This is a genomic window from Streptomyces sp. NPDC056128 (assembly GCF_042263835.1).
Taxonomy (GTDB): domain Bacteria; phylum Actinomycetota; class Actinomycetes; order Streptomycetales; family Streptomycetaceae; genus Streptomyces.
Genome location: NZ_JBHJVQ010000005.1, coordinates 47513 through 74359, shown reverse-complemented (window position 1 = coordinate 74359; position 26847 = coordinate 47513). Strand labels below are relative to the sequence as shown.

The 26847-nt window shown below is 72.0% G+C and carries 23 protein-coding genes; 11 read left to right on the top strand and 12 right to left on the bottom strand.

What is annotated here, in order from left to right; genetic code table 11:
* Positions 1-168: 168 nt before the first annotated feature.
* The 3 genes from ACFC1X_RS13355 to ACFC1X_RS13345 are packed head-to-tail and all read right to left on the bottom strand — an operon-like array spanning position 169 to position 3534.
* Positions 169-915, bottom strand: a complete 747-nt coding sequence (locus ACFC1X_RS13355) for a succinate dehydrogenase/fumarate reductase iron-sulfur subunit (protein WP_376352343.1) — start codon at positions 913-915, stop codon at positions 169-171.
* The gene (locus ACFC1X_RS13350) at positions 912-2861 is read right to left on the bottom strand and encodes a fumarate reductase/succinate dehydrogenase flavoprotein subunit (protein ID WP_376352340.1); all 1950 of its coding nucleotides are present in this window, start codon (positions 2859-2861) and stop codon (positions 912-914) included. The genes ACFC1X_RS13355 and ACFC1X_RS13350 overlap by 4 nt, the downstream gene beginning before the upstream one ends.
* 1 nt (position 2862) lies before the next feature.
* Entirely contained in the window at positions 2863-3534 is a 672-nt protein-coding gene (locus ACFC1X_RS13345; protein WP_376353048.1) for a succinate dehydrogenase, read from the bottom strand.
* Positions 3535-3665: 131 nt separating this feature from the next.
* On the opposite strand from ACFC1X_RS13345, the gene ACFC1X_RS13340 reads away from it, so the two are divergent.
* Positions 3666-4550: a LysR family transcriptional regulator gene (locus ACFC1X_RS13340; RefSeq protein WP_307016585.1), complete on the top strand. Its 885-nt coding sequence runs from the start codon at positions 3666-3668 to the stop codon at positions 4548-4550.
* A 112-nt stretch (positions 4551-4662) separates the two neighbouring features.
* Here the strand turns inward: ACFC1X_RS13340 and rmdA are convergent, their stop codons facing one another.
* From rmdA to ACFC1X_RS13325, 3 genes are all read right to left on the bottom strand, one after another.
* The gene (gene rmdA, locus ACFC1X_RS13335) at positions 4663-6807 is read right to left on the bottom strand and encodes a cyclic Di-GMP phosphodiesterase RmdA (RefSeq protein ID WP_376352337.1); all 2145 of its coding nucleotides are present in this window, start codon (positions 6805-6807) and stop codon (positions 4663-4665) included.
* The gene (locus tag ACFC1X_RS13330) at positions 6804-7616 is read right to left on the bottom strand and encodes an SAM-dependent methyltransferase (protein ID WP_376352334.1); all 813 of its coding nucleotides are present in this window, start codon (positions 7614-7616) and stop codon (positions 6804-6806) included. Before ACFC1X_RS13330 ends, rmdA begins: the two co-directional genes overlap by 4 nt.
* Before the next feature lie 216 nt (positions 7617-7832).
* Positions 7833-8780, bottom strand: coding sequence for an SCO0930 family lipoprotein (locus ACFC1X_RS13325; RefSeq protein WP_376353046.1), 948 nt, complete (start codon positions 8778-8780; stop codon positions 7833-7835).
* Positions 8781-9526: 746 nt separating this feature from the next.
* On the opposite strand from ACFC1X_RS13325, the gene ACFC1X_RS13320 reads away from it, so the two are divergent.
* From ACFC1X_RS13320 to ACFC1X_RS13310, 3 genes are all read left to right on the top strand, one after another.
* Positions 9527-9658: a hypothetical protein gene (locus tag ACFC1X_RS13320; RefSeq protein WP_307016582.1), complete on the top strand. Its 132-nt coding sequence runs from the start codon at positions 9527-9529 to the stop codon at positions 9656-9658.
* A 16-nt stretch (positions 9659-9674) separates the two neighbouring features.
* Positions 9675-10439 carry a DUF4239 domain-containing protein gene (locus ACFC1X_RS13315; protein WP_376352330.1) on the top strand — a complete coding sequence of 255 codons (765 nt, stop codon included), beginning with the start codon at positions 9675-9677 and terminating at the stop codon, positions 10437-10439.
* A 191-nt stretch (positions 10440-10630) separates the two neighbouring features.
* Entirely contained in the window at positions 10631-11155 is a 525-nt protein-coding gene (locus tag ACFC1X_RS13310) for a hypothetical protein (RefSeq protein WP_376352327.1), read from the top strand.
* Positions 11156-11242: 87 nt separating this feature from the next.
* On the opposite strand, the gene ACFC1X_RS13305 is transcribed toward ACFC1X_RS13310, so the two are convergent.
* A complete protein-coding gene (locus ACFC1X_RS13305; protein ID WP_376352325.1) occupies positions 11243-11737 on the bottom strand; it encodes a hypothetical protein in 495 nt (164 codons plus the stop codon).
* Positions 11738-12068: 331 nt separating this feature from the next.
* Here ACFC1X_RS13305 and ACFC1X_RS13300 point away from each other — a divergent pair, with 331 nt between their 5' ends.
* Positions 12069-12734 carry a class F sortase gene (locus tag ACFC1X_RS13300; protein WP_376352322.1) on the top strand — a complete coding sequence of 222 codons (666 nt, stop codon included), beginning with the start codon at positions 12069-12071 and terminating at the stop codon, positions 12732-12734.
* Positions 12735-12763: 29 nt separating this feature from the next.
* Here ACFC1X_RS13300 and ACFC1X_RS13295 read toward each other — a convergent pair whose 3' ends face one another.
* A complete protein-coding gene (locus ACFC1X_RS13295; RefSeq protein ID WP_376352319.1) occupies positions 12764-13597 on the bottom strand; it encodes a polysaccharide deacetylase family protein in 834 nt (277 codons plus the stop codon).
* 110 nt (positions 13598-13707) lie between these two features.
* Between ACFC1X_RS13295 and ACFC1X_RS13290 the strand changes: the two genes are divergently transcribed.
* Both ACFC1X_RS13290 and ACFC1X_RS13285 read left to right on the top strand, forming a co-directional pair.
* Positions 13708-14169 (top strand): universal stress protein, encoded by a 462-nt coding sequence (locus ACFC1X_RS13290; RefSeq protein WP_376352316.1) that lies wholly within the window; start codon positions 13708-13710, stop codon positions 14167-14169.
* A gap of 102 nt (positions 14170-14271) precedes the next feature.
* Positions 14272-15678 (top strand): amino acid permease, encoded by a 1407-nt coding sequence (locus tag ACFC1X_RS13285; RefSeq protein WP_376352313.1) that lies wholly within the window; start codon positions 14272-14274, stop codon positions 15676-15678.
* Between the two features lie 51 nt (positions 15679-15729).
* Here the strand turns inward: ACFC1X_RS13285 and ACFC1X_RS13280 are convergent, their stop codons facing one another.
* Positions 15730-16884, bottom strand: coding sequence for a CapA family protein (locus ACFC1X_RS13280; protein ID WP_376352311.1), 1155 nt, complete (start codon positions 16882-16884; stop codon positions 15730-15732).
* 253 nt (positions 16885-17137) lie between these two features.
* Between ACFC1X_RS13280 and ACFC1X_RS13275 the strand changes: the two genes are divergently transcribed.
* From ACFC1X_RS13275 to ACFC1X_RS13265, 3 genes are all read left to right on the top strand, one after another.
* Positions 17138-17692, top strand: coding sequence for a sigma-70 family RNA polymerase sigma factor (locus ACFC1X_RS13275; protein WP_161331174.1), 555 nt, complete (start codon positions 17138-17140; stop codon positions 17690-17692).
* A gap of 141 nt (positions 17693-17833) precedes the next feature.
* The gene (locus ACFC1X_RS13270; protein WP_376352308.1) at positions 17834-18349 is read left to right on the top strand and encodes a hypothetical protein; all 516 of its coding nucleotides are present in this window, start codon (positions 17834-17836) and stop codon (positions 18347-18349) included.
* A gap of 170 nt (positions 18350-18519) precedes the next feature.
* The gene (locus ACFC1X_RS13265) at positions 18520-19170 is read left to right on the top strand and encodes a zf-HC2 domain-containing protein (RefSeq protein WP_376352305.1); all 651 of its coding nucleotides are present in this window, start codon (positions 18520-18522) and stop codon (positions 19168-19170) included.
* Positions 19171-19173: 3 nt separating this feature from the next.
* Here the strand turns inward: ACFC1X_RS13265 and ACFC1X_RS13260 are convergent, their stop codons facing one another.
* Together ACFC1X_RS13260 and ACFC1X_RS13255 are read right to left on the bottom strand one after the other, a co-directional pair.
* Positions 19174-20037 (bottom strand): Fpg/Nei family DNA glycosylase, encoded by an 864-nt coding sequence (locus ACFC1X_RS13260; RefSeq protein WP_376352302.1) that lies wholly within the window; start codon positions 20035-20037, stop codon positions 19174-19176.
* A 40-nt stretch (positions 20038-20077) separates the two neighbouring features.
* Positions 20078-22180, bottom strand: coding sequence for a SpoIIE family protein phosphatase (locus tag ACFC1X_RS13255; RefSeq protein WP_376352299.1), 2103 nt, complete (start codon positions 22178-22180; stop codon positions 20078-20080).
* A gap of 115 nt (positions 22181-22295) precedes the next feature.
* On the opposite strand from ACFC1X_RS13255, the gene ACFC1X_RS13250 reads away from it, so the two are divergent.
* On the top strand, positions 22296-23717 hold the full coding sequence (locus ACFC1X_RS13250) for a lipase maturation factor family protein (protein ID WP_376352296.1): 1422 nt from the start codon (positions 22296-22298) through the stop codon (positions 23715-23717).
* A 48-nt stretch (positions 23718-23765) separates the two neighbouring features.
* Here the strand turns inward: ACFC1X_RS13250 and ACFC1X_RS13245 are convergent, their stop codons facing one another.
* Positions 23766-26789: an alpha-mannosidase gene (locus tag ACFC1X_RS13245; RefSeq protein ID WP_376352293.1), complete on the bottom strand. Its 3024-nt coding sequence runs from the start codon at positions 26787-26789 to the stop codon at positions 23766-23768.
* Between the last annotated feature and the right edge of the window lie 58 nt (positions 26790-26847).

Sequence of the window (26847 nt, the reverse complement as noted above, 5' to 3'; positions counted from 1 at the left end):
AATGCCGGGAGCGAACGCGAGACGGGGCCGGGGGGAGCACCTCCCCCGGCCCCGCCCGTCCGCACCTGACGGCGAACGCTCACTACACGCGCCCCAAAGGGGCGCGGGGAACTGCGCGACCAGCCACGACACACCCGCAGCCGCCCGACAACAGCACCCTCTACGGCGCTACCGCTGCACCTTCCTCGCAGCCCGCAGCCACTCCTTGTTCATGCTGGTGATGGACACGAGCGGAATCCCCTTGGGACAAGCAGTCGCACACTCACCCGTCAGCGTGCACCCACCGAACCCTTCCTCATCCATCTGCCCCACCATGTCCAGCACCCGCGTCTCCCGCTCGGGCGCCCCCTGCGGAAGCACGTTCAGATGATTGACCTTCGCGGACGTGAACAGCATCGCCGCCCCGTTCGGGCACGCGGCCACACACGCCCCGCACCCGATGCACTCCGCGTGCTCGAACGCGAAGTCGGCGTCCGGCTTCGCCACCGGCGCGGCATGCGCCTCCGGCGCGGCACCGGTCGGCGCGGTGATGTAGCCCCCGGCCTGGATGATCCGGTCGAAGGCGGACCGGTCGACGACCAGATCCTTCACGACCGGAAACGCGGATGCCCGCCACGGCTCGATGTCGATCGTGTCGCCGTCCTGGAAGGACCGCATGTGCAGCTGGCAGGTGGTGGTGCGCTCGGGTCCGTGCGCGTCGCCGTTGATGACCAGCGAGCAGGCGCCGCAGATGCCCTCGCGGCAGTCGTGGTCGAAGGCGACGGGGTCCTCGCCCTTGAGGATGAGTTCCTCGTTGAGGGTGTCGAGCATCTCCAGGAAGGACATGTCGCGGGAGATCCCGTCCACCTCGTACGTGGACATGGCGCCGTCGGCGTCGGCGTTCTTCTGCCGCCAGACGCGCAGGGTGAGCTTCATGCGTAGCTCCGCTGAGTGGGGTGGACGTACTCGAAGACCAGGTCTTCCTTGTGCAGGGTGGGCGCGTCGCCGGTGCCGGTGAACTCCCAGGCGGCGGCGTAGCCGAACTCGTCGTCCTTGCGGGCCGCCTCCCCGTCGGGGGTCTGGGACTCCTCGCGGAAGTGGCCGCCGCAGGACTCGGAGCGGTGCAGCGCGTCGAGGCACATCAGCTCGGCGAGCTCCAGGTAGTCGACGACGCGGTTGGCCTTCTCCAGGGACTGGTTGAACTCCTCGCCGGTGCCCGGGACCTTGATGCGCCGCCAGAACTCCTCGCGGATCTGCGGGATGCGCTCCAGCGCCTTGCGCAGGCCGGAGTCGGTGCGGGCCATGCCGCAGAACTCCCACATCAGCTCGCCCAGTTCGCGGTGGAAGGAGTCCGGGGTGCGGTCGCCGTCCACGGAGAGGAGCAGGCCCAGCCGGTCCTCGGTCTCGGCGACCACCTCCCGCACCGCCGGGTGGTCGTCGTTCACCTCGTCCTTGTGCGGGTTGCGGGCGAGGTAGTCGTTGATGGTGGCCGGGAGGACGAAGTAGCCGTCCGCCAGGCCCTGCATGAGCGCGGAGGCGCCGAGCCGGTTGGCGCCGTGGTCGGAGAAGTTGGCCTCCCCGACGGCGAACAGACCGGGGACGGTGGTCTGGAGGTCGTAGTCGACCCACAGACCGCCCATCGTGTAGTGCACGGCGGGGTAGATCCGCATCGGCACCCGGTACGGGTCCTCGTCGGTGATCCGCTGGTACATGTCGAAGAGGTTGCCGTACTTGGCCTCGACCGCCTTGCGCCCCATGCGCGTGATCGCGTCGGCGAAGTCCAGGTACACGCCCTGGCCGCCGGGGCCGACGCCCCTGCCCTCGTCGCAGACGTTCTTCGCGGCGCGGGAGGCGATGTCGCGGGGGACGAGGTTGCCGAAGGACGGGTAGACGCGCTCCAGGTAGTAGTCGCGCTCGTCCTCGGGGATCTTGTTCGGCGGCCGGTCGTCGCCCTTGGCCTTCGGCACCCAGATCCGGCCGTCGTTGCGCAGCGACTCGCTCATCAGCGTGAGCTTGGACTGGTGGTCGCCGGTGCGCGGGATGCACGTGGGGTGGATCTGCGTGAAGCAGGGGTTGGCGAAGTAGGCGCCGCGCCGGTGCGCCCGCCAGACGGCGGTCGCGTTGGAGTTCATGGCGTTGGTCGACAGGTAGAAGACGTTGCCGTAGCCGCCGCTGGCCAGCACGACGGCGTCCGCGAAGTAGGTGTCGATCTTCCCGGTGATCAGGTCCCGGGCGACGATGCCGCGCGCCCGCCCGTCCACGACGACCAGGTCGAGCATCTCGGTGCGCGGGTGCATCTCGATGTTGCCGGCCGCGATCTGCCTGCTGAGCGCCTGGTAGGCGCCGAGGAGCAGCTGCTGGCCCGTCTGGCCCCGCGCGTAGAAGGTGCGGGAGACCTGAACGCCGCCGAAGGAGCGGGTGTCGAGGAGGCCGCCGTACTCGCGGGCGAAGGGCACGCCCTGCGCGACGCACTGGTCGATGATCTCGACCGAGATCTGCGCCAGCCGGTGCACGTTGGACTCGCGGGAGCGGAAGTCGCCGCCCTTGACGGTGTCATAGAACAGGCGGTGGATCGAGTCGCCGTCGTTGCGGTAGTTCTTCGCGGCGTTGATGCCGCCCTGCGCGGCGATGGAGTGGGCGCGGCGCGGGGAGTCCTGGTAGCAGAACTGGACGACGTGGTAGCCCTGTTCGGCGAGGGTCGCGCCGGCCGAGCCGCCCGCGAGGCCGGTGCCGACGACGATGACGGTCTGCTTGCGCCGGTTGGCGGGGTTGACCAGCTTCGCCTCGAAGCGGCGCGTGTCCCAGCGCTCGTTGACCGGGCCCTCGGGGGCCTTGGTGTCGGCGACCGGCTCACCGGTCGTGTAGTCGGCGTAGGTTGTCATGTCAGCTCACCACTCCGGTCATGACGCCCACGGGTACGGCGACGAAGCCGACCGTGAGCAGCAGCGCGAGGACGTTCGCGACGGTCTTCAGGGCGCGGTCGCGGGTGCGGCTGCCGACGCCGAGGGTCTGGGCGGCGCTCCACAGGCCGTGCCGGACGTGGAAGCCGAGGGCGACCACGGCGGCGATGTAGATGACGTTCCCGTACCACGTGGAGAACGTGTCGATGATGTTCTGGTACGGGTGCAGGTGCTCGTAGCCGCCCGGGTGCACGGTGCCGGTCGTCAGGTCCAGGATGTGCCAGACGATGAACAGGCCGAGGATGATCCCGCCCCAGCGCATCGTGCGGGTGGCGAAGCTCTTGCCCGCCTTCTTGTTCGCGTACTTGGTGGGGCGCGCCTTGATGTCGCGGCGGCTCAGCTGGTACGCGGAGGTGGCGTGCGCGACCACGGCGGCCACGAGGACGACCCGGATCAGCCAGAGCGTCCACTCGTAGTGCATGAACGGCTCGCCGACGGTACGCAGCCAGTGGGCGTAGTGATTGATCTCCTCCGGCCCGAAGAAGATCTTCAGGTTCCCGATCATGTGGGCGACCAGGTAGAGCAGCATGACGAGACCGCTGACCGCCATCACTGTCTTCTTGCCGACGGTCGAGTCCCACACGGTGCGCGCCATGGACGGCCGTCGGTCCGTCCGCGTTGCCAGAGCCATGTCACAGGACGTTACGGGGAGGGTGCCCCATCGGTCCAAGACATGGTCTGCCTGGATTCCATAGGTACTCTCTATCGACGGCGTATGCTCGCCGTATGCAGTTGCAACAGCTCCAGTACTTCGTGGCGGTCGCCGAGACGCGGCACTTCACGCGCGCCGCGGAGGCGGTCCATGTGGCGCAGCCGTCGCTGTCCCAGCAGATCAAGGCGCTGGAGCGGGAGCTGGGCGCGGACCTGTTCCTGCGGGCCCGCGGCAACATCACCCTCACCGACGCCGGGGAGGCGCTACTGCCGCTGGCCCGGCGCATCCTGGCCGACGCGGACACCGCACGGCACGAGGTGCTGGAGCTGGTGCAGCTGCGTCGCGGCCGGGTCCGGCTGGGCGCGACACCGAGCCTGTGCACGGGCCTGCTCCCCGACGTGCTGCGCGCGTTCCACGACCGGTACCCCGGCATCCAGCTGCTGATCGAGGAGGGCGGCTCGCTCGACCTGGTCCGGGAGCTGGCGCGCGGCGCGCTCGACCTCGCGCTGGTCGTACTGCCGCTGCCCACCGCCTCGCCGGCGCTGACCACGGTGGAGCTGCTGCGGGAGGACCTGGTCGTGGTGTCGTCCCCGGAGTCGGCCCGGCCGGGCGGCGGACGCCGGGCCGTGGACATCGCGGACCTGGAGGGCGAACGCCTGGTGATGTTCCGGCACGGCTACGACCTGCGGGAGCTGACCGTGGCCGCGTGCCGCTCCGCGGGGTTCGAGCCGGACTTCGCGGTGGAGGGCGGGGAGATGGACGCGGTGCTCGGTTTTGTACGGGCGGGACTCGGTATGGCCGTGGTTCCTCGGATGGTCGCGGCGCGGTCCGGGCGGGGGCTGCGGGTGACGCCGCTGGCGCGGCCCGGGCTGCATCGGACCATCGCGCTGGCGCACCGTAGCGATGTGGCTCCGCCGCGGGCGGCTCGGGAGTTGCAGCGGATGCTGCTCGAGCGGTGACGGTTCTTTGCCTGCGGGGCCCGGTGGCGCCGTTGATGGTCAGCGCCGTCCGGGGCCGCGGGTCTGTTGTGGCTGGTCGCGCAGTTCCCCGCGCCCCTGCGGGGCGCGGACGCTACGCCGTCGCGTCGACCAGGGCCAGTTCGTGCAGCCGGTCCGGTGGGCCGGGGCGGGCGTAGTACCAGCCCTGGGCCGTGTCGCAGCCCAGTATGCGCAGCTGTTCCGCCTGGGCGCCGGTCTCCACGCCCTCGACGGTGACCGAGAGGTCGAGGCTGTGGGCCAGGGCGACGATGCCCTCGACGATCTTGAGGTCCACGGGGTCGGCGGGGAACTGCTGCATGCTCTGCGTGAAGGAACGGTCCAGCTTGAGGACGCTGACCGGCAGCCTGCGCAGGTTGGCGAGGTTGGAGTAGCCGGTGCCGAAGTCGTCCAGGGCGATGTCGACGCCCATCTCGGCCAGCCGGCGCAGCGGCTTGAGCAGGTCGTCGTCCGCGCCGATCAGCGCCGACTCCGTCACCTCCAGGCACAGCGCGTCGGGCGCGACCCCGGTCCGCTCCAGGATCTCGACGGTGTCCTGGACCAGGCCCGGGTGGGTGAGCTGGCAGGGCGAGAGGTTGACGTTGATGCGCAGCGGGCCCGCCGCGGTCGTCTCGCCGTACCGTTCCCGCCAGGCGCGGGCCTGCCGCACGGACTGCTCCAGGACCCAGCGGCCCAGCGGCACGATCAGCCCCGTGTGCTCGGCGAGCGGGATGAACCGGTCCGGGCCGAGCACCCCGTGCTGCGGATGCAGCCAGCGCACCAGCGCCTCGGCGCCGCGCACGCTGCCGTCGCCGAGGTGGACCAGCGGCTGGTACTCGATGAAGAACTCGCCGCGCTCCAGGGCGGCCGGCAGCGCGGTGGTGAGCCCGTGCCGGGTGATGACGCGCGCGTCGGCCTCCGGGTCGGCCAGCTCGAAGCGGTTGCCGCCCGCCGACTTGGCCCGGTACATGGTGATGTCGGCGCTGCGCAGCACCTCCGCCGGGCTGCGTTCGCCCGCCGGGCCCTCGACGATGCCGATGCTGCCGCGCACGGTCAGTTCGCGGCCGTCGACGCTGATCGGGGCGAGCAGCGCGTTCATGATGCGGCCGGCCAGCTCGTCGACCTCGTGCCGGGTGTCCGGGCCGGTGGTCAGGGCGACGAACTCGTCGCCGCCGAGCCGGGCGACCATCTCGCCGGGCGCCGTGGCGCAGGCCTGGAGCCGGTCGGCGACCTCCACCAGGAGCCGGTCGCCGGCCGCGTGGCCGAGGCTGTCGTTGACGGTCTTGAAGCCGTCGAGGTCGAGGTAGCACAGGCCGAAGCGCTGGCCGGGCCCGGCGTTCAGGGCCTTCTCCAGGCGTTCGAAGAAGAAGCTCCGGTTGGGCAGTCCGGTGAGCGCGTCGTGCGTGGCCTCGTAGCGCAGCCGCAGGTTGAGCAGCCGCCGCTCCGTGGTGTCCTCCATCAGCGCCAGCTGGTACTGCGGGGTGCCGTCGGCGTCCCGCAGCAGGGAGACGGTCAGGTTGGTCCACAGGACCGTGCCGTCGGGCCGGTAGAAGGCCTTCTCCACGTGGTAGTGCTCGCGCTCGCCGCGCACCAGCTCGTCGTAGAGCCGCCAGGTCTGCGGCGCGTCGTCGGGGTGCGTCCACTCGGTCGCCCTGCGCCCGCCGAGCGTCGGGTCGGCGATGCCGAACATGCGCATCAGCGCGTCGTTGACCTGGAGGACGTTGCCGTCCAGGTCGGCGATGCCGATGCCTATGGCGGCGCCCTCGAAGACCGCGCGGAAGCGGGCCTCGCTGGCGTGCAGCGCCTCGGCCACCACGCCCTGCGCCTTCAGGGCGGCCTGCGCGATGGCCTCCTGTTCGGCCAGGGTCCTGGCCCGCAGCGCCCCGGCGAACCCGGCGGCCATGGCGTGCTGGAGCCGCGCCGAACGGGCCCGGAGGTCCTCGGGGTCGCCGTCCTCGCCGCAGTAGAGCACCAGGTAGGCGTCGACGCAGTCGAGCGTCCGGGCGAGCGCCTCGGGGTCGGTGCAGTGGGCGTCGACGAGTGCGGCGCCGACCGCCCGGGCCTCGGCGGCGTCGAAGCCGTGGGCGCGCAGTACCTCGCTCAGCCGGCGGGCCAGCGGCAGCAGTTGGTCCTCGAACTCGGGGCGGGTGGACGACGTCGAGGTCACCGGGAACACGGCCCGGCTCCAGATCGTCGCGAACCTGCGCAGTCTGTCCTCCGGCCCGTCCGGCTCCGCCCTCACGCCGTACGTCCCACGCCGGCGAACCCGGAGAACGCGTACGGGTCCTCGTCCTCCGGCGACCCCTCGGGCCGCCAGCGCGGCATCGGAACCAGTCCGGGTTCCACCATGTCGTACCCCTTGAAGAACCGCGCGATGTCGTCGCGCGAACGCATGATCAGCGGATTGCGGATGTCCCGGTACACGTCCACCGCTCCCCCGGCCCGCTCGGCGGGCAGCGGGATTCCCTCGTACGAGGCATGCGTGAGCACGAGCAGGCTGCCGGGCGCGAGCGCGTCGCTCAGCTCGGCCACCGCCGCGTACGGGTCGTCCGCGTCTTCCACGAAGTGCAGTATGGCAACCAGCAGGAGGGCGACCGGTCGATTCAGGTCGATCAGCCGCCGCACCTGGGGGCTGTTGAGGATCTCGCCCGGTTTGAGGAGGTCCGCCGCCACCACGCCGGCGTCGTCGTTGCCCGCCAGGACGGCCTCGCTGTGGGCGACCGCCACCGGGTCGTGGTCGACGTACACGACCCGGGCGCCGGGGCGGGCGCGTCCGGCCACCTCGTGGACGTTGCCGAAGGTCGGGATGCCGGAGCCGATGTCCAGGAACTGGTCGATGCCCTGTTCTGCGGCGAAGCGCACGGCGCGGCGCATGAACGCCCGGTTCGCCTGCATGATCTTCGGGAGCCCCGGCATGAACTCCATGGCACGGCGGGCGGCTTCCCGGTCGACCTCGAAGTTGTGCGAACCGCCCAGGTAGAAGTCGTAGATCCGGGACACGCTGGGCACCGAGATGTCGATGCTGCGGGGGGCCCAGGCGGGACGCTCCATCCAGTTCTCCAAGGCGTAGCCGGTCCGGTGTTCGAGCTGAGGCTACTGATCGCCCGCCAAAGGAGCGAGCCCAAACGGAAATTGACCGTCCGTTCCCGGTCACTGCCTGCGGCACATGCGGGGCACCAAGGCACATCAAAGCGCACGAACGGGACCGTCCCCTCCGTCTGGGTACGGAGGGGACGGCCCGCTGCGCGCGCCGAGGGTGGAGAGCCGCTACTTCTTCGGCGCGCCGACCGGCTTCCCGTCGGGCTTGACGGCGTACCAGGTGCCGCCGACGCCCTGCCCGTTGGTGTCACCGGCCTTCTTGTCGCCGGCGAAGGTGTAGATCGGCCAGCAGTCGATCGTCTGCTGGGTGGCGCCGTCGGGCCGGGTGAAGCTCATCAGGCCCTTCTTCTCCACGCCCTTGGTGTCGTTGGCCTCGACGGGGGCCACGACCGGCCACTTCTCCAGGCAGGCGCCGGTGCACGCCGAGACGGGCTTCGGCCAGGCCTCGTCCTTCATGAAGCGGTAGACGGTCATGCCGTTCTTGTCGACGACGATCTCGCCGAGCTTCGGATCCTCGCGGGTGGAGAGCCCGGCCAGGTCGGCCGCCTTGGCCTTCTTGCCGTCGGCGGCGAGCGCGAACCACTTGCCGCCGACCCCTTGGCCCTTGGCGTCCCCGGCGGCGGCGTCCTTGGCGTAGCGGTACGCGGGCCAGCCGCCGATCGTCAGCTGCTTGGTGCCGTCGGGGCGGGTGACCTCGCCGAGCAGGTCCTTGTCTATGCCCTCGCCGGCGAGGGCGTCGTCCGCGGCCACCGGCGGCCAGGCGGTGGCGCAGTCGTTCTCGCAGGTCGTCTTGGGCGGCTTGGCGGTGTCGGCGTCGAAGCGGTAGAGGGTGTGGCCCGCTCCGTCGGTCACCACCTCGCCGATCTGGGCGTTCGTGGACACGGACAGCTTGCCCGCGGGCTCCGGCGCGCTCGCCGAACCCTGGGGCTTGGCCGAGCCGTTGCCGATTCCGTCGCCGGCCCCCGCCCCGATGTCGCCGACGTCGCCGGGCGCGGCCGTGGCGCCCACGTTCTGGCTGCCCGGGGCGGCGCCGCCGTCCTGGCCGCACGCCGTCGTCAGCGCCAGCACCACCGCAGCGCTCGCCACGAGTGAGGCGCTCCGCCAGGAGGTCTTCATCGTCAATCCCCGATCATCGTGATGGTGTTGCGGCTCCCGTCCGGGCCGCCGCACGACACTGGGTACGCACGGGGGTGCCGGTTGTGTTCAACGGGGGGGCGGGATTCTTTCCGGCCGCCGCCGCGGGCCGGTGTCGTACACGGGTGCGGGGTCCGGCGCGGACGGGCCGGCGAAGGTCAAACCGCTGGTCGGCCCGTGTCCCTCCTTCGGGGCAATCACCGGGCACTCGGGCGTGGCCCGGTGCGGCAGGCTCCATGATCTGCGTCGTGCATGGACCCGAACCGACCCGATCCGCCGCTGCCGGACGGGTGTTGGCCCTGGTGACGCTGACGTTCACGCTCGTCGGCGTGCCGGTCGGCCCGGCGCAGGCGGACGCCTGCGCCTACGCGTCGACCGGACCGGGCGGTACCGACGCGGTGGCGGTGGCCGGGAGCAGCGCCTCCTGGCCCACCTTCCCGCCGTGCCCAAAACCCTCACCGCCGCCGAAGCCGACCCCCACACCGACACCGACCCCGCCCCCCGAACCTCCGCCCCCGAAACCCACTCCCCCACCGCCCCCCGCACCGAAGCCCCCGCCCCCGCCACCCGCCGCCAGACCGGAACCGCCGCCACCACCCCCGCCGCGACCGGCCCCCGCACGTCCCGCGCCGACGCCGACTCCGAGCCCCACCCCCAGGCCGGCCCCTCCCCCGGCGCCCGCCCCCTCCCCGTCGGCCACGCCCAAGCCCCGCCCGTCGCTGAGTCCGGTGCACTACCCGCGCCATCGCGCCGCCCGGCCGGCGCAGCGGTCCTCGCGCGGTGCCACGTCGCCGCTCGTCTTCGTCCTGCTCATCACGGTGCCCGCGGTGGTCGCCGTCGCCGCGCTCCGTGCGCGCTGAATCCTGGAGGCCTCTCTTGCCGGAATGGCTTGTTCTCACCCTCGCGATGCTGGCCGCCTGCGCCGTGGTGGTCGTCATCACCCTCCTACGGCACCGCGCGGCGTCCGACGACGAGGACATCACCGAGACCCCGGACGTCATCGAGTACATGACGATGTGGATCGGGGTGGTGTACGCCATCGTCCTGGGCCTGGCCATCGCCGGTGTCTGGGAGGCGCGCAGCGCCGCCCAGGACAACGTGCAGACGGAGGCCGTCGCGCTGCACGAGATCTCGGAACGCGTCCGGTCCTATCCGCCCGACGTCCGTGACCGCATCCGGGAGGATGTCAACGCTTATGTCGGACACGTCGTCACCACCGAGTGGAAGGCGATGGCCGACCGCGGCGAGGTGACCGAGCGCGGCACCGAGCTGCTCGACCGGGTCCGCGCGGACGTCACCGACTACGAGCCGAAGTCCGACTTCGAGGCCCAGGCGTACCAGCCGCTGGTCGACCAGGTGGCCGCGGCGGACCAGGCCCGCAGCGGCCGGGCGCAGTCGACGGGCGAGACCATGCCGGGGGTGGTGTGGTTCGGGCTGATCGCCGGGGGCGTCATCACGATCGGGATGGTCTTCGCCCTCCAGATCCGGCGCACGACGCGCGAACTGGTCCTCGCCGGTCTGTTCTCGGCGCTGATCGCGTTTCTGCTCTTCCTCATCTGGGACTTCGACGCCCCCTTCAGCCGAGGGGTCGCCGCGTCGACCGATCCGTTCCTGAGCCTCTTCCCCGACGTGAAGGGCTGAGCCGGGCCAGGGGGCGCCGAGGCGTCCGACACGCCGCCACCGTCCCCTGAGCGGCCCACAAGGTTGCCCCATTCGCGCGACTGCGATCGCGTCCCCGGGTCCCGTTTCCTAGCGTTTCGGACATCGAGGTGCGTTTCTGGCGCGAGCGGAACAGGTCCGCCGCCGCTCCTCGGGGACCCGGAGGATTCACCATGCGCGCGATACCCGTCGCCTCGGTCGCACTGCTGGGGGTCGCCGCCCTCTCCGCCTGCGTACCGGCCGGGGCCGCCGTGGGCGGACACGACTCGACGTTCGACTTCACCGTCACCCCGGCGACCGTCGCCCCCGGTGACGAGGTCACGCTGGGGGTGGGCCGCACCGACGCCGGGTGCCGCGGACGGGTCACGGTCACGTCGCCGGTGTTCGACACGGTGACCATCCCGCGGCACGACTACTCGACGACGACGCGGGTGCACCGCGACGCCCGGCGCGGGGCGGTCTACCAGGTGACGTTCGCCTGCAGGAACAGGACCGGCACCGTGGACCTGACCATCGCGGGCGGCTCGCACCACTGGACGCCCGAGTCCCACCACCCCAAGGGCGTGCACGCCGGTGAGGGCGGCAGCATCGCCGGGCTCGACATGAAGCAGCTCGGGCTCGGTGCCGCGCTCGTGGTCGGCTCGGTGGGCGTCGCGTACCACCTCTCGCGCCGCCGGTCCGGCGAGGACGGCGCCTGACCCCCGCGCGCACGGTGCTTCGCCCCGGAACCCATGGGGTCCGGGGCGAAGCACCGTGCGCGTGCGGACGGGGCGGAGGAGAAGGCGTCAGATGCGCCGCTCCGATCGGCGGCGCAGCCAGAACAGGCCACCGCCGGCGGCGGCCGCCGCGACGAGCCCGCCGCCGATCGCGATGTCCGTCGACGTCGCCCCGTCGGAGCTGCTGCCGCCGATGCCGCCGCGGACACCGCCGATGACCGTGAAGGCGGCCGGGCGGGTGAGCCGCCTGCCCGAGCAGTTGACGGTGATGTCGTACGAGCCCGGGCGGGCGTTCTCCCTGATGGTGGCGGTACCCCGGGACGTCTCGTTGGCTCCCCTGACCGGGGTCAGGTGGGTGGTCCGGAAGGCGTCCGAGGTCATCGTGCCGCCCTGCGGGCAGCCGTCGACCGTGACGGTCATCTGACCGCCGCGGGCGATGACGCTGGGCAGGGCGACGATGTTGCGGGGCTGGTTGTGGTCGCCGCCGGCGGTGGCCGTGGGGGCGGCCAGCCCGAGGACAGCGACCGCGGCGCCGGCTGCCGCGAGGGCACGAGTGTTACGCATCTGATCCTCCGCGGAAGACGCCCCGGGTCCCGTTCCCGGTCGATCGGCGAGAAAGCGCCTCCCAGAAAGACCCTCAGTTGCCTTGCGCGGGCCCGCATTTCGGGAATGGTCCGTACTGGTGAGGGGCGTACCGGGCCACAACCGCGCCAGTGGATATCGCCGCAGGTCACACACCGTCAGAAATTTCCTGCCGGCCGCGTCCCGGATGGCTCACGCGAGGACGCGCCCGCCACCCGTTCGCCGCCGCCCCGTCGCCGGTCGCCCGCGCGGCGCTTAGCGTGCTGCTATGCGCGGATGATCCGGCGACGGCCGGGTCGAGAGGGGATGGCGAATGTACGACTCCGAGTTGGCCGAAGAGGAGGAGCGGCGGAGGAGGCGCGCTCCCTGGGGCGTCATAGCGCTTGTTCTGCTGACCGGCCTCGCGCTCATCCGGAACGGCTCGGGGGAATTCGACGTGGGCCCGCCGCAGCCGGCGTCCGCCGCAGCCTCGGACACCCGCGTGGCGGCCGGTGACGGCGCGGCCAAGGGGGTGGCGCCGCTGCCGTACTCGGTGCCGGACCGGGTCGCGATCCCCGGCATCCAGGTCGACGCGCCGATCATGCCGGTCGGTCTGGACGCGGAGGGCTGGGTGGACGCGCCGCCGCCCGAGGACCCGAACCTGGCCGGCTGGTTCACCGGCGCCGTCTCTCCCGGGGAGAAGGGCACCGCGGTCGTAGTCGGTCACGTCGACAACCAGCAGGGCCCCGCCGTCTTCTACGGACTCGGGGCGCTGAAGAAGGGGAACAAGGTCGAGGTGCACCGCCAGGACGGAAAGACCGCGGTGTTCGAGATCTACGGCATCGAGGTGTTCGAGAAGGACAACTTCCCAGGCGACCGGGTCTACGCCTCGAAGGGCGGCCCCGAACTGCGGGTCATCACCTGTGGGGGCGGTTTCTCCAAGCAGAACGGCTACGACGGGAACGTCGTCGCCTTCGCCCGCCTGGTCGAGGTCCGCTGAGCGGCCCCGGCCCGGCGGGCCCGGCGAGGTCAGACGTGGCTCCGCCGGGGGACGGTGAGGTGGTAGCCGTCGTCCAGCAGCTCGGGCAGGTAGCGCCGCAGGGCGCGGACGCTCTGTGAGCGGTCGCCCCCGGCGTCGTGGGAGAGCACCACGACGCCGGGGGCGGCGCCGTCCTCGACCCGGTCGACGATGGTGCGGGTGCCGGGGGTGGTCCAGTCGAGGGTGTCCACGGTCCAGGCCAGCGGTTCCATGCCCAGCTCGGCGCCGAGCCGGAAGGCGTTGCGGTTCCACGCCCCGTACGGCGCCCGGAACCAGCGGGGCGGCTCGCCGTAGGCCTTGTCGATCACCTCGCTGGTGCGCTCCATCTCGGAGCGGACGCGGCGCCGGGAGAGCGTGGTCAGCAGCGGGTGGGACCAGGTGTGGTTCCCGACCACGTGCCCCTCGTCGGCCATCCGGGCGAGCAGGTCCCGGTTGAAGTCGGCCATCTCCCCGCACACGAAGAACGTGGCGCGCACGTCGTACTTGGCCAGGGTGTCCAGGATGTCCGGCGTGTACTCGGGGTGGGGTCCGTCGTCGAAGGTGAGCAGCATGGTGCGGCCCCGGCCCGTCATGCGCAGGATCGGCTCGCTGCGGACCGGTGGCCGCCCGGGTGCGGCGCCGGGCGCGCCGTATCCGGTCAGGGGCTGGAGGCGGTAGGCGGAGGGTTTGAGGGGGCCGCGCCGCGGGGGCCCGGGAGCGGGCGCGGCCGGCGGGGCGGGGCCGTTTCCGAGGCCCGCGGCGAGTGCGCCGGCGGTACCGGCCGCCGCCGCTGCCGCGGCGCCGGCGAGCAGCCCCCGGCGCGAGAGCAACTGATCCTTCTTCATGACTCATCACTCGCCCGGTCACGGACCGGCGCACCTGTGCAACACCGGTGCGGCGGCACGGAACCACCCGCCCGGCCCAAGATCATCAACGACTCCGATAGCCTCACCGCGTGACGGAACACCACTCCCATCAGTTCGAACGGGGCACGGACGGGCCGAAGGTCATCGTCATCGGTGTCGACGGCTCCGACTCCTCGCTCCGGGCCGCGGCCTACGCCGGCGGTCTGGCCCGGCGCCAGGGCGCGCTGCTCGCGGTGGTGTACGTGCAGCCGATGCTGGCCGGGGGCGCGGCGCTCGGGGCGCCGGTGGCGGAGACCACCGACGAGATCGCCGAGGACCTGGTGGCCCAGATCCGGGAGGCGACCGAGCGGGTGAAGGGGATATTCGACATCCGCTGGGAGTTCCACACGTTCCGCGGCGACCCCTACAACGGTCTGGTGGCGACGGCCGACCAGCTGAAGGCGGACGCGGTGGTGGTGGGCGCCTCCGAGCAGGCGGGACACCGGTTCGTCGGCTCCGTCGCGGTGCGGCTGGTGAAGGCGGGGCGCTGGCCGGTGACCGTGGTGCCGTAGCGAACCCTCGGACGCGGTGTGCGTCGCGGCTTCCGTAGCGGACGTGTGTGAGTCATCATGATCCACCGTCAGCCGTTTGCCGTTCACAAAGAGGTGAGGCGCGTGGCCCGGTTCCGCATGGGTGAGGGTGTTCTCCGCCGCAAACCCATCGAGCACATCGAGGAGACGGAGCGCGGCGGGGGTCTGGAGCGCTCGCTGGGGTTGTGGCAGCTGACCGCGATCGGCGTGGGCGGCATCATCGGGGCCGGCATCTTCACGCTGGCCGGCACGGTCGCCAACGGCACCGCGGGTCCCGCCGTCCTCGTGTCCTTCCTCATCGCGGGCGTCGCGAGCGCGGCGGCCGCGCTGTCGTACGCCGAGTTCGCCGGGCTGATCCCGAAGGCGGGCTCCGCGTACACCTACGGCTACGCCGTCCTCGGGGAGCTGGTGGGCTGGTTCATCGGCTGGGACCTGCTGCTGGAGTACACGGCGATCGTGGCGGTGGTCGCGATCGGCATCTCCGGCTACTTCAGCTTCCTGGTCAACGAGATGGGCGCCGACCTGCCGAACTGGATGCTGGGCGCGCCCGGCACCGGTGACGGCCACCGGGTCGACCTGTTCGCGGCCGTGCTCTGCCTGCTGATCGCCTATCTGCTGACCCTGGGCATCAAGAACGCGGCCCGGTTCGAGATGGTCGTGGTGGTACTGAAGGTGCTGGTGGTGCTGCTGGTGATCGCGGTCGGCGTCTTCCACATCAACACCTCGAACTACAACCCGTTCTTCCCGTACGGGGTCGGCGGGGCGTTCACCGGTGCGGCGACGGTGTTCTTCGCGGTCTTCGGGTACGACGCCATGTCGACGGCGGCCGAGGAGTCCAAGGACGCCCAGCGGCACATGCCGAAGGCGATCATCTACTCCCTGGTCATCTCGATGGTGCTGTACGTGGCGGCCTGCCTGGTCCTCACCGGTATGCAGAACTACAAGGAGATCGACCCGGAGAGCGGCTTCTCCACGGCGTTCAAGTCGGTGGGTCTGGGCGGGCTGGCGGACATCATCGCGGTGGGCGCCATCATCGGCATCCTGACCGTGATGTTCACGTTCATGCTGGGCGTCACCCGCGTGTGGTTCTCCATGTCGCGGGACGGTCTGCTGCCCAAGTGGTTCGCCAAGACGCACCCGACGCGGCACGTGCCGACCCGAGTCACCTGGATCGTCGGTGTCGCCTCGGCCGCGATCGCCGGGTTCCTGCCGATCGGCGAGGCGGCCGAGCTGACCAACATCGGCATCCTGCTGGCGTTCGTGGTGGTGTGCGCGGCGGTGATCGTGCTGCGCTACCGCCAGCCGGACCTGCCGCGCACCTTCCGCACCCCGTGGATGCCGTTCGTGCCGGCGGTCGGCATCGTCTTCTCGATCTGGCTGATCACGTTCCTGCAGTGGCAGACTTGGGCGCGGTTCGCCGTGTGGTTCCTGCTGGGTCTGGTGATCTACTTCGCCTACTCGTACCGGAAGTCGGAACTGGCGCGCCGTTAGAGGGCGTGCAGGAGGCCGGTACGGCCCTCGACGACGTCGACGGCTCCTGAGCTACTTCCCCATCACCAGCCCGTCCTCGGCCGCGCCCCGGCCGAGGACGACGTCGCGGATCCGGTCGCGCACGGCACGTACCTCGGCGCCCTTCTCCAGCGCCTGGTTGAGGTTCACCACCCGGCCGGCGTCGACGTCGAACAGCTGCGGGACGAACTCCGCCTTCGTCACCCGCCAGCGTTCGCCGGACCGGGCGGGCGGGGCGAAGGTGAAGCGGCCGATGGTCGACTGGTTGCCGCGCGGATCGCGGGCGCCCGAGTCGTTGATCATCTCGCCGGCGATCTGGTCGCCCATGCCGTAGATCACCCAGGTGCCGTTGACCTTCTCGTACGCCTGCGGGACGTGGGCGTGGGTGCCGAGGATCAGGTCGATGTCGGGGCGGTCGCCGGTGCGTGACGCGGTGAGGCTCTCGGCGAGGGCCAACTGGTCGCCGTCGGGCTCGTCCTGCCACTCGGTGCCCCAGTGCATGGACACGACGACGACGTCCGCGCCGGCCTCCCGGGCGGTCCGCGCGTCGGCGATGATCCGCCCCTCGTCGATCATGCCGACCGCCCAGGGCTGCCCGTCGGGCAGGGGGTGGCCGTTGGTGTGGAGGGTGTAGGCGAGGTGGGCGACCTCGGCGCGGCCCGCGCGCAGGACCGTGGTGGTGCGCGACTCCGGTTCGGTGCGCGCCGTCCCGGCGTGCCGCACCCCGGCCCGGTCGAGGGCGTCCAGGGTCCGGCGGATGCCGTCGGCGCCGTCGTCGACGCTGTGGTTGGAGGCGGTGGAGCAGCCGTCGTAGCCGGTGGCGGCCAGTGCCTTGGCCACCTCGGGCGGGGACTTGAAGAGGGGGTAGCCGCTGTAGTCGCCGTGCGCGCCGTACACGGTCTCCATGTGGCACAGGGCGAGGTCGGCCCGCGAGACGACGGGCCGGGCGCCGGCCAGCATGGGACCGAAGTCGTGGCCGGTGCCGCCGGCGTCGAAGCGGGCCCGCTCGATGATCGTGTCGTGCGGCAGGACATCGCCGGAGGCGACCAGCGTGAAGACGCCGGTGTCCGCGGCGGACGGGGCCGGCGCCGGTCGCTTCGGCGGTTCGTGGTCGCGGGCCTGGCAGGCCGCGCCCGCGGTGAGGAGGGCGGTCAGGGCCAGGGCCACCTGACGACTGCGTGTGATCATCCGTTCACTCCGCTGAGGTCGCACACACCGAGGAATAGTCACATTTACCTACAAACAGGTAATGAGGCTCATGGCGTCACAGGCGGCTCCGACACGCCCATTAGCCCGTCCGGCGTGCGCGAAAGGGGTGCGCGACCGGCCGGACCGGACGCGCCGACCGTTCGTCGTACCGTTCATCGACGCGATCGACCGTCCGTCGCACACCCGTGCGCGCGCCCTGTCCCCGGGCGGCGCCCTGCGGTGCCATACGGCCATGACGGCCGGAATCACCCTGACGGACAGGACGCACGGGACGACCGCCGAGCACGAGCTCGCCGCACTGCAGCGCGAGCACGGCCGGCCGCTCTTCGCGCTGCTGCTGCGGCTCAGCGACGGCGACCGGCAACGCGCCGAGGACCTGGTGCAGGAGACCCTGGTCCGCGCCTGGCAGCACCCCGAGGCGCTGCGCGCCGAGAACTTCGACTCCGTACGGCCCTGGCTGCTCACCGTGGCCCGGCGGCTCGCGATCGACGCGCGCCGGGCCCGGCAGGCCCGCCCGGCCGAGGTCGGCGACGCCGTACTGGAGAACGCGCGGGTCTGCGCCGATCACGCCGAACGGGCCGCCGCGGCCCTCGATGTGCGCGAGGCTGTGAAGACACTCACTCCGGAGCACCGTGAAGTCCTGGTGCTGGTGTATTTCCAGGGGGCCAGTGTGGCGGAAGCCGCCGCGGCCCTCGGCATCCCACCCGGTACCGTGAAGTCCCGCGCGTACTACGCGTTGCGCGCCCTGCGCAGGGTGCTACCGGGTTACGCCGCCGACCTGCGGTGAAACCGGCCGAATGGTCAAACCTCCGTAAAGCGCCTTGCCTGGGACCCCGGTTGAGTAATCGGCTGTCCTCATCCGTGTTCCGGACGGGGGCCCATGACCCGGGTCGGGCGACGCGCACGCACCGGAGGAAGGCAGGAAGGGATGCTGCACAGAGGTCAAGAGAGCACGGACGGCACCGGTGGGGGCGAACTGACCGTCCCCATGGCGTGGTTGTACGCCGAGTACATCGCCGACGAGCTGCTGCGGACCGGCGACCTGATGCCGCCCACGTCCTTCGAGTTCCGCGCCGGGCGTGACGCGCTGGCGCTGACGGTCTTCCTGTCCGACACGGAGAACGAGCTGAGCGGCATCCGGGTCGTCACCCACCTGGAGACGTGGCTGTCGCTGACGGCCTACGACCAGCCGTGGCACGAGTGGGTGCGGGTACGGCTCGCCGAGGTGACGGCCGACGCGATCGCCGCCGGCCGGCACTCGCCCGACCTGGAGCTGGCCCGGGCGGCCTGGCGGTGGCTCCAGGACACCGAACTGCTCGCCCCGGACCTGAACGCGGTGCCCGGCGGTGCGGGGGTGACCGGCGAGGACGAGGGGCCGAAGGTGTGGACGCCGGCCTGGCAGCTGGGGCTGCCGCTCGGCCATCTCGCCATCCACTTGTTCTAGCCGTCCGGACCGGCCCGTGAACTTTTCCGGAGGCGGACCAATCCACGCCCCCGGCCGCTCCGAACACCTTGGCCGCGATTCTGCCGTGGCTTGAGTGATTCGGCCGTCCGGTGCGTACGGGTGGGAGCAAGGAGTAACCCCACCCGCACCCAACGGCACGAGGATTCGGCATGAGGTCCCTGGAAAGGCATCGTGACGTCGGCGCCTACGCGCTCGGCGTGCTGGACGAGGCGGAAGCGTTCCGCTTCGAGGACCACCTCATGGAGTGCCCCCGGTGCGCGGCCCAGGTGACCGAATTCGGCCCCGCCACCCGCCAGTTGATGCTGTACCGACGCGCGACACCGCGCCTCGTCCACCCCCTGACCAGGCCCGGACCGCGGCTCCTGGACCGCCTGCTGTCCGAGGTGGCCACGCGTCACCGGGCCGGCCGCAGGCGGGTGCTGTACGCCGTGGCCGCCGCGGTCGTGTGCGCCGTGGCCGCGCCCGGCGCCGTGCTCTACGCGAGCCAGGGCGAGCGGGCGGTGCCGCTCAGCGCGACCGACGAGCGGTCCGGGGTGTGGGCGCGGATCACCGCCGAGGACGAGGTCTGGGGCACCGACGTCATGCTGGAGGTCAAGGACGGGGCGGGGCCCCGGCCGTGCCGGCTGGTCGCCGTCGGCCGCGACGGCACGGAGCAGACGATCACCAGCTGGAACGTCCCCGGGCACGACGACCGGCCGAACACCATGCGCGGCGGGGCCGCCCTGCACCCCGACCAGATCGCCCGCTACGAGGTGCGGACCGCGCACGGGGAGCACCTGGTGACGCTGCCCGCGGGCTGACCGTCACTTCAGCAGCCGGGACATCCTCCGGTCCGCGAGCGGCTTGCCGCCGGTCTGGCAGGTCGGGCAGTACTGGAGCGAGGAGTCGCTGAAGGAGACCTCGCGGATGGTGTCGCCGCACACCGGGCAGGGCTCGCCGGTGCGGCCGTGCACCCGCAGCCCGCTCTTCTTCTCGGCCTTCAGCCGTCCGGCCGCGATGCCCCGGGAGCGGTCGACCGCCTCGGTGAGCGTGTCGCGCAGGGCCGCGTACAGCCGCGCGGTCTCCTCGTCGGTGAGCGAGGCGGCCAGTTTGAACGGGGACATCTTCGCCGCGTGCAGGATCTCGTCGCTGTACGCGTTGCCCACGCCCGCGATCAGGCTCTGGTCGCGCAGGGCGCCCTTGAGCTGCCGCCGCTCGTCCCGGAGCAGCCCGGCGAGGCGGGCCTCGTCGAAGTCGTCGGCGAGCGGGTCGGGGCCGAGCCGGGCCACGCCCGGCACCTCCCGCGGGTCGGCCACGACGTACACCGCGAGCCGCTTCTGCGTGCCCGCCTCCGTCAGGTCGAAGCCGGCGCCGGTCTCCAGGGCGACGCGCAGCGCGAGGGGTCCCTTGCCGGGCCGGGGCATGCCGCTGGGGAGGCTGTCCTTCCAGTGCAGCCAGCCGGCCCGGGCCAGGTGGGTCACCAGGTGCGGGCCGCCGTCGGTCGCGACGTCGAGGAACTTTCCGTAGCGGCGCACCGCGGCCACCTGGTGGCCCTCCAGGGCGGTGAGCGGAGGGTCGTACGTCTTCAGGACGCTGATCGCCACGGGCAGGACCCGGACGATCTCGCGGCCGGCGAGGTGCTCGGTGAGGAAGTCCCGGAGCGCCTCGACCTCGGGCAGTTCTGGCATACGTCAAGAGTGCCACCGGGGACCGACAACGCCCGCGGATTCAGCCCGCCCCGTGCGCCGTGCGGTGGGACACCATGAACTCGGCCCACACGCACTTGCCGCCGCCGCGCGCCTCCACGCCCCAGACGTCGGCGAGCGTGTCGACCAGGAGCAGCCCCCGCCCGGAGACACCCTCGTCCCCGGCGTCCCGGCGGCGCGGCAGGGCGCTGGAGGAGTCCTCGACCTCGACCCGCAGCCGCCGGTCGGTCCCGGTGAGCAGCCGCAGGGTGACGATCGCGGAGCCCTCGGTGTGCATGAGGGCGTTGGTCATCAGCTCGTCGGCGACCAGTTCGATCTCGTCGCTCTGCCCCTTGGCCCCCCAGGACCGGACCGCGGCGCGGACCATGTGCCGGGCCTCGGTGAGGCCCTCGGGGTCGCCCGGCGACACGTGCTGCTGGACCCGGCCGAAGGTGCGGGGCGCGCCCAGTCCGTGGCGGCGCAGCAGGAGCAGTGCCACGTCGTCGTCGCCGCGCCGTTCGTCGGCCACGTCGATGAGCCGGTCGGCCAGGTCCCGCACGTCCAGCGGGCCCGCGGTGATCAGGGCGGTGAGGACGTGCATCCCCTCGTCGAGGTCGGCGCCGGGCTGCTCGACCAGCCCGTCGGTGCACAGCAGCAGCGTGTTGCCCGGGTCCAGCTCCAGGGTGGCGACGGGGTAGGCGAGGCGCCCGAACTCGGCGGACAGGCCGAGCGGCAGCCCGCCCTCGACGCGGATGTGGCGGCAGGTCCCGTCGCCGTACCGCAGCAGGGGGTCGATGTGCCCGGCGCGGACCACCTGGACCACGCCGGTGCCCAGGTCGGTCTCGGTGTACAGGCAGGTCGCGAAGCGGTCGGTGTCGAGTTCGTGGAGGAAGACGGAGGCCCGTGCCATCACGGTGGCCGGCGGGTGGCCCTCGGCGGCGTAGGCGCGCAGCACGATGCGCAGCTGGCCCATGACGGAGGCGGCGTGCGTGTCGTGGCCCTGGACGTCGCCGATGACGGCGCCGACCCGCCCGCCGGGCAGTGGGATCAGGTCGTACCAGTCGCCGCCGATGTCCCGCCCCAGGGCGCCCCCGATGGAGGCGGCGCGGTAGCGGACTGCGACGTCGCAGCCGGGGACGCTGGGGATGGTGCGGGGCAGCATGGCCTGCTGGAGGCCCTCGGCGAGGTCCATCTCCTGCTCGTAGAGCATGGCCCGCTGGAGGCTCTGCGCTATACCGCTGCCGAGCGCGACCAGGACGTTGCGGTCCTCCGCGGAGAAGCCATGCCGGTCGCTGTAGAGCAGCCCGATGGCGCCGATCGGCCGGCCCTGGGCGATCAGCGGCAGATAGGCGGCGGCGGTGATGTCGAGGTGGGTGATGTCCTTCCACAGCCGGGGGTAGCGCTCCGCGAACTCCTCCGGCGACTCGATGAAGCGGGGGCTGAGGGTCCGTACGGCCTCGCTCATCGGGTAGGGCTCGTCGATCCGGGTGACCCGGGTGCCGGGGACGAAGCTGTCCTCGGGGCCGTCGGCGACCAGCCGGATGCGGCCCGCCTCGACCAGGCCCATCACCAGGCTGGTGGCGCCGAGCCGGGTGAGGCCGTGGGTGTCCCGCAGGACCTCGATGACCTCGTCCACCGTGCGGGCGTGCGCGAGCGCGGCCGTGGCGAGCTGGACGACGTTGGTCAATCGGCGACGGGCCTCGTCCTGCGCGGCCTGCTCGCGGCCGGCCTCGATGTCGCCGATCTCCTGGGTGGCGTCCCGGACGATGCCGATGATCCGGCGGGGGCGGCCGGTCTCGTCGCGGCGGATGTAGCCCTGGGTGCGGGTCCAGCGCAGGGTGCCGTCGCGGCGGCGCAGGCGGAAGTACGTGCCGTAGTTCTCGCTGCCGTCCTTCATGGCCTGGGCGACGATGGCGTCCAGGCGGCTGCCCTCCGCCGCGGGAATGCGCACGGCCAGGGTTTCGGGGCGCCCGTCGTATTCGTCCGGGCGCACATCGAACACCTCGTGGGCCTGGGCGTCCATGTGGAACAGCCCCGTGTCCAGGTCCCAGTCGAAGCTGCCCATGCGGTTGAGCGCCAGGATCGGGTCCGGGTGGGCGGGCCAGTCGTCCGGGACTGACAGGGCGCTCGCTCCCCGATCAGCCATGGACCCCACCTTGCCAGGATTCGCCCGATTCTTCGACTCCTGGTCCACCGCCCGGGGCCGCGGCAGGCCCCGGCCGAGCGGGGTACACGGAGCGTGGACGAGAGGAGCCCGCCCCGTGGAGTGGTTCACCGCACCCGACTACTGGCTGAGCCGGCTGGTCTTCCAGCGGGCCCTGGCCGCTGTGTATCTGGTCGCGTTCCTGACGGCGGCCCTCCAGTTCCGGGCGCTGATCGGGGAGCGCGGGCTGCTGCCCGTGTCCCGGTTCGTCGAACGGGTACCGTTCAAGCGGGCGCCGAGCCTGTTCCAGCTGCGCTCCTCGGACCGCTTCTTCGCGGGCTGCGCGTGGGCCGGGTGCGCGGTGTCGGCGGCCCTGGTGGCGGGGCTGGACTCGCTGCTGCCGCTGTGGGGCGCGATGCTGCTGTGGCTGGTGCCGTGGGTCCTGTACCTGTCGATCGTCAACGTCGGGCAGACCTGGTACTCGTTCGGCTGGGAGTCGCTGCTCCTCGAGACCGGTTTCGTCGCCGTGTTCCTCGGCAACGACGAGGTGGCGCCGCCGGTCGTCGTGCTGTTCCTGCTGCGCTGGCTGCTGTTCCGGGTCGAGTTCGGGGCGGGGCTGATCAAGATGCGCGGCGACGAGTGCTGGCGCAAGCTGACCTGTCTGGACCACCACCACGAGACCCAGCCGATGCCGGGCCCGCTGAGCTGGTTCTTCCACCACCTCCCCCGGCCCGTGCACCGCGTCGAGGTGGCCGCGAACCACGTCACGCAGCTCCTGGTGCCCTTCCTGCTGTTCACCCCGCAGCCCGTCGCGACGGCCGCCGCCGCGCTGATGATCGCGACCCAGCTGTGGCTGGTGCTGTCGGGCAACTTCTCCTGGCTGAACTGGATCACCATCGTGCTGGCCCTGTCGGTGGTGCGGTACCCCGGCGACACGCCGTCCGTGGCGGCCGCGCCGCTCTGGTACGAGGTGGTGGTCCTGGCGGTGGCGGCGCTGCTGGTGTTCCTCAGCCACCGGCCGGTGCGCAACATGATCTCCCGCCGCCAGGTGATGAACCGCTCCTTCGACTCGCTGCACCTGGTCAACACCTACGGCGCCTTCGGAACCGTCAGCCGGATCCGCTACGAGGTGGTGGTCGAGGGCACCGCCGACGAGGTGGCCCGGGAGGACTCCGACTGGCGGGAGTACGAGTTCAAGGGCAAACCCGGTGATCCACGCCGCTGGCCGCGTCAGTTCGCGCCCTACCACCTGCGCCTCGACTGGCTGATGTGGTTCGCCGCGCTGTCGCCCTCGTACGCCGGGTCGTGGTTCGGCACGTTCGTGGAGCGGCTGCTGGAGAACGACCGGGCCACCCTCAAGCTGCTGCGCCACTCCCCGTTCCCACCGGACGCGCCACCCCGCTTCGTGCGCGCCCGCCTCTTCCGCTACCGGTACACGACGTGGCGCGAGCTGCGGGAGACGGGCGCGTGCTGGGAACGGACCTATGTGCGCGAGTACCTGCCGCCGACACGGCTGGGCCGGGTGCCAGAGCGGCCGTAGGGGCGCGGACCCGGCCCACCGGGTGGCGGACCGGACCCGCGGGGTCCGCTAGGCGCGCTTCAGCCGCAGGGTCATCAACTGGAACGGACGCAGCCGTACGGCGATCCGGTCGCCGTCGGTCTCGACCGCGTCCTCCGCCCCGGCGAGCGGGCGCTCCAGGAGGTCGGTGACCTGCACCCCGGCGACCGGGAAGCCGGCCGTCAGGGTGGCCCGGACGCGGCCGCCGTGCGCCTCGTGGAAGCGGACCACGACGTCGCCGCTGCCGTCGTCGGCGAGCTTGACGGCGGTGACCACGACCGCGTCCCGGTCGGCCGACACCAGCGGCGCGACCTCCCCGGCGCCGGTGACCCGCCGCTCGGGCAGGTTGATCCGCCAGCCCTCGCGCACCGCGTCGCCGATGTCCGCGCCGGGCACCAGCGCGTGCCGGAAGCGGTGCACGCCCTGGTCGGTCTCGGGGTCCGGGAAGCGCGGGGCGCGCAGCAGGGAGACCCGGACCGTGGTGGTCGTACCGGCGTCGCCGTCGGTGCGGACGGTGCGGGTCACGTCGTGGCCGTACGTCGAGTCGTTGACGACGGCCACGCCCCAGCCCGGCTCCGCCAGGTGGACGAAGCGGTGGTTGCAGGCCTCGAACTTGGCCGCCTCCCAGCTGGTGTTGGTGTGGGTCGGCCGGTGGAAGTGCCCGAACTGGGTCTCCGACGCGTACCGTTCGGCGTGCACGTCGATCGGGAAGGCCAGCTTGAGGAACTTCTCCGTCTCGTGCCAGTCGACCTCGGTGTCCACCTCGAGCCGCCGCTCCCCTGGTGCCAGCGTCAGCACCTGGGTGACGCGGGAGGAGCCGAAGGAGCGGACGATCCGCACCGAGGCGCCGTCGTCCCCGGGGGCGGTCTCGTCGACGTCGGTGAGGTCGGTGACCGTGTTGCGGTAGAACTCGTCGACGTCCCAGGCGTCCCACATGTTCGGGAAGTCGGGGTGCAGCTGGAGCAGGTTGCCCGCGGTGCCCGGCGCGATGGTCTCGCGGTCGGAGGCGAGGTCGTACGCCGACACCACCAGCCCCCGGCCGTCGATCTCGACCCGGAGCAGCCCGTTGTCCAGGACGTGTCCGCCTTCGGGGCGGGGGGTGACCTCGGTGCGGCCCTCGGTGGCGGGGGCCGCGGCGGCACCCGCCTGGACGCCGGACCGGGTGTGCGGGGCGGAGTTGAAGACCAGCGGGATGTCGCCCTGCCCGGCCAGGGCGCGCTGGGCGGCGTCGATGACGGCGTTCAGCTCGTCGGCGACGCGGTCGTAGGTCGCGCGGGCCTCGCGGTGCACCCAGGCGATGGAGGAGCCGGGCAGGATGTCGTGGAACTGGTGCAGCAGGACCGTCTTCCAGACGCGGTCCAGGTCGTCGTACGGGTAGGGGAACCCGGCGCGCACGGCCGCGGTGGCCGCCCACAGCTCGGCCTCCCGCAGGAGGTGTTCGCTGCGGCGGTTGCCCTGCTTGGTCTTGGCCTGGCTGGTGAGGGTCGCGCGGTGCAGTTCGAGGTACAGCTCGCCGACCCAGACGGGCGGCTGCGGGTTCTCGGCCTCGGCCTTCTCGAAGAAGGCGTGCGGGGTCTCCCAGGTGACCGTCGCCGAGCCTTCGAGGTCGCGCAGGCGGGCCGCCTTGGCGATCATCTCGCGGGTGGTGCCGCCGCCGCCGTCGCCCCAGCCGGTCGGGGCGAGGGAGTGCCGGGCGACGCCCTTGTCCTTGAAGTTGCGGGCCGCGTGCGCGATCTCGCTGCCCTTCATGGAGCAGTTGTAGGTGTCGACGGGCGGGAAGTGCGTGAAGATCCGGGTGCCGTCGATGCCCTCCCAGCGGAAGGTGTGGTGCGGGAACTTGTTCGTCTGCGACCAGGAGATCTTCTGCGTCAGCAGGTACTTGGCGCCGGCCGCCTTGATGATCTGCGGCAGCCCGGCCGCGAAGCCGAAGGTGTCCGGCAGCCACGCCTCGTCGTTCTCGACGCCGAACTCGTCGAGGAAGAACCGCTTGCCGTGCACGAACTGCCGGGCCATCGCCTCGGAGCCGGGCATGTTGGTGTCCGACTCCACCCACATGCCGCCGGCCGGTACGAACCGCCCGTCGGCGACGGCCTTCTTCACCCGGGCCCACACCTCGGGCCGGTGGTCGCGCACCCACGCCCACTGCTGGGCCTGGGACATGGCGAAGACGAAGTCCGGCTCGTCCTCCAGGAGGGCGGTCATGTTGGAGGTGGTGCGGGCGACCTTGCGCACGGTCTCGCGCAGCGGCCACAGCCACGCCGAGTCGATGTGCGCGTGGCCGACGGCGCTGATCCGGTGGGCGGAGGGGACGGCGGGGGCCGCCAGGACCTCGGTGAGCCGGGAACGGGCCTGTGCGGCGGTGCCGTTGACGTCCTGGAGGTCGATGGCGTCCAGCGCCTTGTCGATCGCGCGCAGGATCTCCCAGCGGCGCGGCGAGTCGACCGGCAGCTCGGCCATCAGCTCACCGGCCACCTCCAGGTCGAGCACCAGGTTCCACACCGTCTCGTCGAGGACGGCGAGGTCCATGCGGACGAGCTGGTACTGCGGCTCGCTGCCCGCGGTGTCCTTGTCGCCGAGCCGGGTGGGCACGAAGGGGTGGTAGTCGAGGATGACGGGGTTGGAGGCGGCCTCGACGTGCAGGCGCACCTCCTCGCCGCCCTCGACGGGGGCGCCGATCCGCACCCACTGGTTGCGCGGGTTGAGGCCCTTCACCGGGGTGCCGTCGGGCCGGTAGACCAGGCCCTCGCACTGGAAGCCGGGCATGTTCTCGTCGAAGCCGAGGTCGAGGATCGCCTCGACGGTCTTCCCGGCCCATTCCTCCGGGACGGTGCCGGTGACGCGGAACCAGCTGGTGCCCCAGGGCGCGCCCCAGCGGGCGCCGACCTGGATGGGCTCGGGTTCGGCGGCGAGTCCCTCCTCGACCGGGACGGGCTCGCCGGGCGCGTGCCACACCGCCACGTCCAGTGGCACGGACTCGGGGTAGAGGGCCGGGCGGACGCGCTCGTCGAGGACGCGCTTGAGGCGGGCTTCGACCAGGTTGCGGTCGTCATGCATGCGGGGTGCTCCTGGTTGACGGGGCGGGTGCGGGCAGTGTGGGGGGTTACCAGGTGTG

Coding starts and splice junctions, on each gene's coding strand:
- ACFC1X_RS13355 (WP_376352343.1), bottom strand. CDS start 915: ATGAAGCTCACCCTGCGCGTCTGGCGGCAGAAGAACGCCGACGCCGAC.
- ACFC1X_RS13350 (WP_376352340.1), bottom strand. CDS start 2,861: ATGACAACCTACGCCGACTACACGACCGGTGAGCCGGTCGCCGACACC.
- ACFC1X_RS13345 (WP_376353048.1), bottom strand. CDS start 3,534: ATGGCGCGCACCGTGTGGGACTCGACCGTCGGCAAGAAGACAGTGATG.
- ACFC1X_RS13340 (WP_307016585.1), top strand. CDS start 3,666: ATGCAGTTGCAACAGCTCCAGTACTTCGTGGCGGTCGCCGAGACGCGG.
- ACFC1X_RS13330 (WP_376352334.1), bottom strand. CDS start 7,616: ATGGAGCGTCCCGCCTGGGCCCCCCGCAGCATCGACATCTCGGTGCCC.
- ACFC1X_RS13325 (WP_376353046.1), bottom strand. CDS start 8,780: ATGAAGACCTCCTGGCGGAGCGCCTCACTCGTGGCGAGCGCTGCGGTG.
- ACFC1X_RS13310 (WP_376352327.1), top strand. CDS start 10,631: ATGCGCGCGATACCCGTCGCCTCGGTCGCACTGCTGGGGGTCGCCGCC.
- ACFC1X_RS13305 (WP_376352325.1), bottom strand. CDS start 11,737: ATGCGTAACACTCGTGCCCTCGCGGCAGCCGGCGCCGCGGTCGCTGTC.
- ACFC1X_RS13300 (WP_376352322.1), top strand. CDS start 12,069: ATGTACGACTCCGAGTTGGCCGAAGAGGAGGAGCGGCGGAGGAGGCGC.
- ACFC1X_RS13295 (WP_376352319.1), bottom strand. CDS start 13,597: ATGAAGAAGGATCAGTTGCTCTCGCGCCGGGGGCTGCTCGCCGGCGCC.
- ACFC1X_RS13280 (WP_376352311.1), bottom strand. CDS start 16,884: ATGATCACACGCAGTCGTCAGGTGGCCCTGGCCCTGACCGCCCTCCTC.
- ACFC1X_RS13275 (WP_161331174.1), top strand. CDS start 17,138: ATGACGGCCGGAATCACCCTGACGGACAGGACGCACGGGACGACCGCC.
- ACFC1X_RS13270 (WP_376352308.1), top strand. CDS start 17,834: ATGCTGCACAGAGGTCAAGAGAGCACGGACGGCACCGGTGGGGGCGAA.
- ACFC1X_RS13265 (WP_376352305.1), top strand. CDS start 18,520: ATGAGGTCCCTGGAAAGGCATCGTGACGTCGGCGCCTACGCGCTCGGC.
- ACFC1X_RS13260 (WP_376352302.1), bottom strand. CDS start 20,037: ATGCCAGAACTGCCCGAGGTCGAGGCGCTCCGGGACTTCCTCACCGAG.
- ACFC1X_RS13255 (WP_376352299.1), bottom strand. CDS start 22,180: ATGGCTGATCGGGGAGCGAGCGCCCTGTCAGTCCCGGACGACTGGCCC.
- ACFC1X_RS13245 (WP_376352293.1), bottom strand. CDS start 26,789: ATGCATGACGACCGCAACCTGGTCGAAGCCCGCCTCAAGCGCGTCCTC.